The following is a 4111-nucleotide window of genomic DNA, read 5'->3' as shown; positions in this document are numbered from 1 at the left end:
AGGAAAGCAAACGTGAGAAGCACCGCATGCGCCCCGTGGCGCAACATGTCGAGAACGCACCGGACCATGAGCACGAGGTAGACGATCACGGCTCCGAGCAGGAACAGCAGAATCGGAATGAAGACGATTAATCTACCGAACGCATGGGAAGGCATGTCTTGCATGGCTACCTCGTTTCCTGCGGGCTTCGAGACTCGGCCAAAGCGGATTGAACGCGCTTCTCCTTGTCGGCATCACCTCGCGTCAGCTTCTCGGCCGCGGGAATGCAATATTCGGGGCACGACGTCCAGGGGTGCTCGGGCATTCCTCGGAGGTGGGGAAGAAAGACGTCTCGGAACCATTCATAGTTGGCGCGGAAGTTCTGGCGGACCCGCACATCGTCTTCGAGATCGCTTTGGCTGACAGTGAGCAGTCCCGCCAGAAAGAACGCCGTCGTGTCCCAGGTGGCGCGCTCTTCATCGCTCACGAATTCTCGGTTGCGATACGACAGGACGACGAGCACGATAATGGCGATCACGAGCCCGATTCGGATGAAGTCGCTGGCGCGATATCGGTCCATGGACTTGTCCGCTCCTGGGACGCTACTCGGAGACCCAAACGACGAACGTGAGCGACTCGTCGGCGTACCGACCGGTGATCTCCCAGCAGCCAGTCGTCGGGATGTCGACGCCCGTGAGCATGGTCCACCCGCCGAAATCTTCGCTATGCGCGTTGGTGGCGGATGCCACAGTGAACGGGGGCGCGTCGGCATCGATTCGCCTCCCGGTGACGGTAAGCTCCGGCTTGGGCTCGACCCGACCGTCGTAGCCCGGATGCCACCAGAAGACTTTGTCGCGATATCCGCGGCGGTATCCCCGATCCGGGGGCACTCCGCGCCACGTCCCGTCGGACCTGAGCATCGTCCACAGGCCTTCGGTCCCCCACCAGAAGTTTCCGTACGGAGCCTCTGTCGGGTAAGGAGACGGCGGAGTGAACGGCGTTTCCGGCGGAGGACTCACCGGGCACGAGGCGGGAACCTGCGCGGGTGCCAGAGCGACATAGGACACCGCGACGCCAAGAGCCATCAGAGTGAGAGCGAGTCCATGAATCTTCATGACTCCTCCTCAGCCCCGAGATTGTCTCAGACGCTCGACCGGGATGCCAGCGCGCCGGTGCCATGGGGCGCTTCGTATTGACATATCGTTTATTCGCGTTGTAAAAGCCCATTCAACGACCGATCGCGGCGAGCCCGAGAATTGAAGGGGTCCAATTTCGTGCGACGTTCCCGCCCGCGCGGATTTACATTGCCGATCCAGTAGCCCGTTCGTCCACTCACAATCAACGGACCGTCGCGGCTCGAGGGGGTATTATGACCAATCGACCGCAAGCCACATTTCTTTTTCTCGTCTCCTGGGCGCTCGCGCCACTCGCTCACGCGCAAAGCGTCGTGCGCGGACCCTACCTCCAGTCGGGAACACCGAACGGTGTCACTGTGCTCTGGAGGACCAACCTAGCCACCGATAGTATGGTGAGATTCGGCTCCTCGCCAGGAGGCCTCACGCAGGCGGCGTCCAGTCAATCGCCGACCACCGAGCACGGGGTCTCGATCGATGGGCTGCTCCCCGACACCCGGTACTACTATTCGGTGGGTACAGCGAGCCAGGAGCTCGCGGGCAACGATACGGATTATTTCTTCGTCACGTCGCCCGTGCCAGGAGAGTCGAAGCCCACGCGAATCTGGGTGATCGGCGATTCGGGAACGGCGGATGACGATGCCCGGGCGGTTCGCGACTCTTTTCTGGGTTTCACGGGACCGAGGACTCCGGACCTATGGCTGATGCTGGGGACAACGCCTACCCTGACGGCACCGACGCCGAGTATCAAGCGGCCGTTTTCAACATGTATCCCGGCCTTCTTCGGAAGTCGGTGCTGTGGCCGACGCTGGGTAATCACGACGCACACGAGGCCAACTCGGCGAGCCAGAGCGGCCCGTACTACGAGATCTTCGATCTGCCCACGAACGGTGAGGCGGGCGGCGTCCCCTCGGGAACCGAGGCTTACTACTCGTTCGATTACGGAGACATCCACATCGTTTGCCTGGACTCAGCGGAAGGCGATACCGCCGCGGACAGCGGCATGATGATGTGGCTGGCCGCGGATCTTCTGAACAACGACAAGCACTGGCTCATCGTTTTCTGGCATCACCCACCGTACTCGAAGGGCTCTCATAACTCGGACGGCTCGGGAACCCTGAGCGACATGCGCGAGGACGTTCTGCCCATCCTCGAGGACTACGGTGTGGACCTCGTGCTCTCCGGACACAGCCACTCCTACGAGCGCTCGTATCTCATCGATGGCCACTTAGAACATGCGGCCGCGCGCGAGATGAACGGTAGTGAGTGCCGGGTCGAGCTCCCCCGCGCGCCGGTAGTCGGCGAGAGCGCTCTCCCAGTCCGCGTGCACCCGGTGCAGCTCTCCCCTCTTGAGGTACAGCGCGACATTCCCCGGGTCGGCCTCGATCTTCTTCGTCAGATCGGCGATTCGGATCTCAACGAGTCAGAAAGATCGTCCGAAGCTCTCGTCGAGCTCGACCGATTCCTTGCCGACGCCGATGTCTCCGAAATTACGGACCGCCGCGAAGCGCTGGTCACGCGCGCCCGGGCACGGGGCGCGCTGGGAAGGTTCGAAGAAGCGGCGGAGGATTACACGCGCGCGATCGCCACGCTCGAGCGCCACACCCCCGAGTACTATCTGGAGCGATCCGAGGCTCTCGTGCGTGCCGGGCTCCCGGAACCGGCTTTGCGCGGCATCGACGAGGGCGTCGAGAAAGCCGGACACCTGGTGACTCTGGAGCTTCGCGCCATCGAGCTGGAGCTCACGCTCGAGCGATATGACGGCGCGCTCGTCCGACTCGAAACGATCTCTCGCTGGATGCCCGAAGAGGTTCTCTGGTTCCGGCGCGGCGAGATCCTGCGCCGCGCGGGGCGCACCGCCGAGGCTCGGCATGCGTACGAACAGGCGCTCGGGCTCATCGAGACCGCGCCAGTCGAACGCCGCTCCACGCGGGCGCATCGGAATCTCGCCCAGCGGCTGCGGTCCGCTCTTGCGGAGGCTCAGGAGCGCTGAGGAATACCAGCTGGATGTGACATGGGGGGCGTCTCCGAGTATCTTGGCGCGGTAGCTGATATCATGCTATCGTTAGTTTGAAATGGCACAGCTCATCGTCCGCAATCTCGAAGAAGACGTAAAGAAGCGGCTCCAGCGCCGGGCTTCCCGACACGGCCGCAGCATGGAAGAGGAGGTCCGAGACATCTTACGCAACGTCCTCAAGGATGAAGGTCGACCCATGCCTCCTCTCGGTACCCGCATTGCCTCGCGCTTCGCCGGACTTGGGCTCAAACAAGAGATCCCCGAGCTTCACGGAGAGGTGGTGCACCCCGCATCGTTTTCCGAATGATCATTCTCGATACTAATGTTCTTTCCGCCTTGATGCTTTCCTCCCCGGACGAGAGCGTAATCAAATGGTTGGATCGATGTCCGCCTGAGTCCGTGTGGACGACTTCGATAACGCTCTTAGAGGTACAACTCGGCCTGCAGCTACTCGTCGCTAGCCGCCGACGAAAGAGGTTCGAGCAAGCATTCGAGCGTGCCGTTGTTGAAGATTTTGGCGGCCGGATACTGTCTTTCGACGAGCCGGCGGCGCTGGCCGCCGCGGCGCTCGCGGCCCGGAGGCAACGCCAGGGACGCCCGGTCGAATTTCGGGATACTCAGATCGCGGGGATCGCCACCGCGCGACGAGCTACTCTGGCGACCAGAAACACCAAGCATTTCCGGGACCTCGAGATCGACGTCGTCGACCCTTGGGCGGGAAGCAGATAGAAGCTTGTCTTGAGACGAAGGCTCAGGAGCGCTGGAATCCGGGGCGGCCATCCTCGATCGCGAACGACGCGAGCGTGCTGATCCCGGAATCTTTACGGGTGACGTCGTCGAGTCCCCGGAGGTCGGCTTTCCCGCCACTTTGCGTCAGCTCGACCAGCACGTATCCGCGGTGCTCCGCGTCGCTGAAATGGATGTGGGGGTTCTCGCGTTGGAAGGCTTCCCGTCGAGCGGGGGTGAGGCTGCTGCTCGACGT

At 62.4% G+C, this 4111-nt stretch carries 6 protein-coding genes and 1 pseudogene; 4 read left to right on the top strand and 3 right to left on the bottom strand.

Going from position 1 to position 4111, the window contains the following annotated elements:
* Positions 1-166: 166 nt before the first annotated feature.
* Positions 167-559, bottom strand: a complete 393-nt coding sequence (locus VEK15_19090; GenBank protein ID HXV62812.1) for a hypothetical protein — start codon at positions 557-559, stop codon at positions 167-169.
* A 22-nt stretch (positions 560-581) separates the two neighbouring features.
* Positions 582-1094: a hypothetical protein gene (locus VEK15_19085; GenBank protein HXV62811.1), complete on the bottom strand. Its 513-nt coding sequence runs from the start codon at positions 1092-1094 to the stop codon at positions 582-584.
* Positions 1095-1348: 254 nt separating this feature from the next.
* Between VEK15_19085 and VEK15_19080 the strand changes: the two are divergent.
* The 4 genes and pseudogenes from VEK15_19080 to VEK15_19065 all read left to right on the top strand — a co-directional run bounded on the left by VEK15_19080 (position 1349) and on the right by VEK15_19065 (position 3858).
* A pseudogene (locus VEK15_19080) lies at positions 1349-1594 on the top strand (hypothetical protein).
* 215 nt (positions 1595-1809) lie between these two features.
* Positions 1810-3105 (top strand): metallophosphoesterase, encoded by a 1296-nt coding sequence (locus VEK15_19075; GenBank protein ID HXV62810.1) that lies wholly within the window; start codon positions 1810-1812, stop codon positions 3103-3105.
* A gap of 82 nt (positions 3106-3187) precedes the next feature.
* A complete protein-coding gene (locus VEK15_19070) occupies positions 3188-3436 on the top strand; it encodes an Arc family DNA-binding protein (GenBank protein ID HXV62809.1) in 249 nt (82 codons plus the stop codon).
* On the top strand, positions 3433-3858 hold the full coding sequence (locus tag VEK15_19065; GenBank protein ID HXV62808.1) for a type II toxin-antitoxin system VapC family toxin: 426 nt from the start codon (positions 3433-3435) through the stop codon (positions 3856-3858). The genes VEK15_19070 and VEK15_19065 overlap by 4 nt, the downstream gene beginning before the upstream one ends.
* 22 nt (positions 3859-3880) lie before the next feature.
* On the opposite strand, the gene VEK15_19060 is transcribed toward VEK15_19065, so the two are convergent.
* A partial coding sequence (locus VEK15_19060) for an alkaline phosphatase (GenBank protein HXV62807.1) occupies positions 3881-4111 on the bottom strand: 231 nt, incomplete at its 5' end.

It is taken from the genome of Vicinamibacteria bacterium, from assembly GCA_035620555.1.
In the GTDB taxonomy this organism is placed as follows: Bacteria; Acidobacteriota; Vicinamibacteria; order Marinacidobacterales; family SMYC01; genus DASPGQ01.
This window is presented reverse-complemented; position numbering and strand designations above follow the sequence as displayed.

What these genes read in the sequence shown, in the direction of transcription:
- VEK15_19075 (HXV62810.1), top strand. Translation starts at nt 1,810, where the DNA reads ATGGCTGATGCTGGGGACAACGCCTACCCTGACGGCACCGACGCCGAG.
- VEK15_19070 (HXV62809.1), top strand. Translation starts at nt 3,188, where the DNA reads ATGGCACAGCTCATCGTCCGCAATCTCGAAGAAGACGTAAAGAAGCGG.
- VEK15_19090 (HXV62812.1), bottom strand. Translation starts at nt 559, where the DNA reads ATGGACCGATATCGCGCCAGCGACTTCATCCGAATCGGGCTCGTGATC.
- VEK15_19065 (HXV62808.1), top strand. Translation starts at nt 3,433, where the DNA reads ATGATCATTCTCGATACTAATGTTCTTTCCGCCTTGATGCTTTCCTCC.
- VEK15_19085 (HXV62811.1), bottom strand. Translation starts at nt 1,094, where the DNA reads ATGAAGATTCATGGACTCGCTCTCACTCTGATGGCTCTTGGCGTCGCG.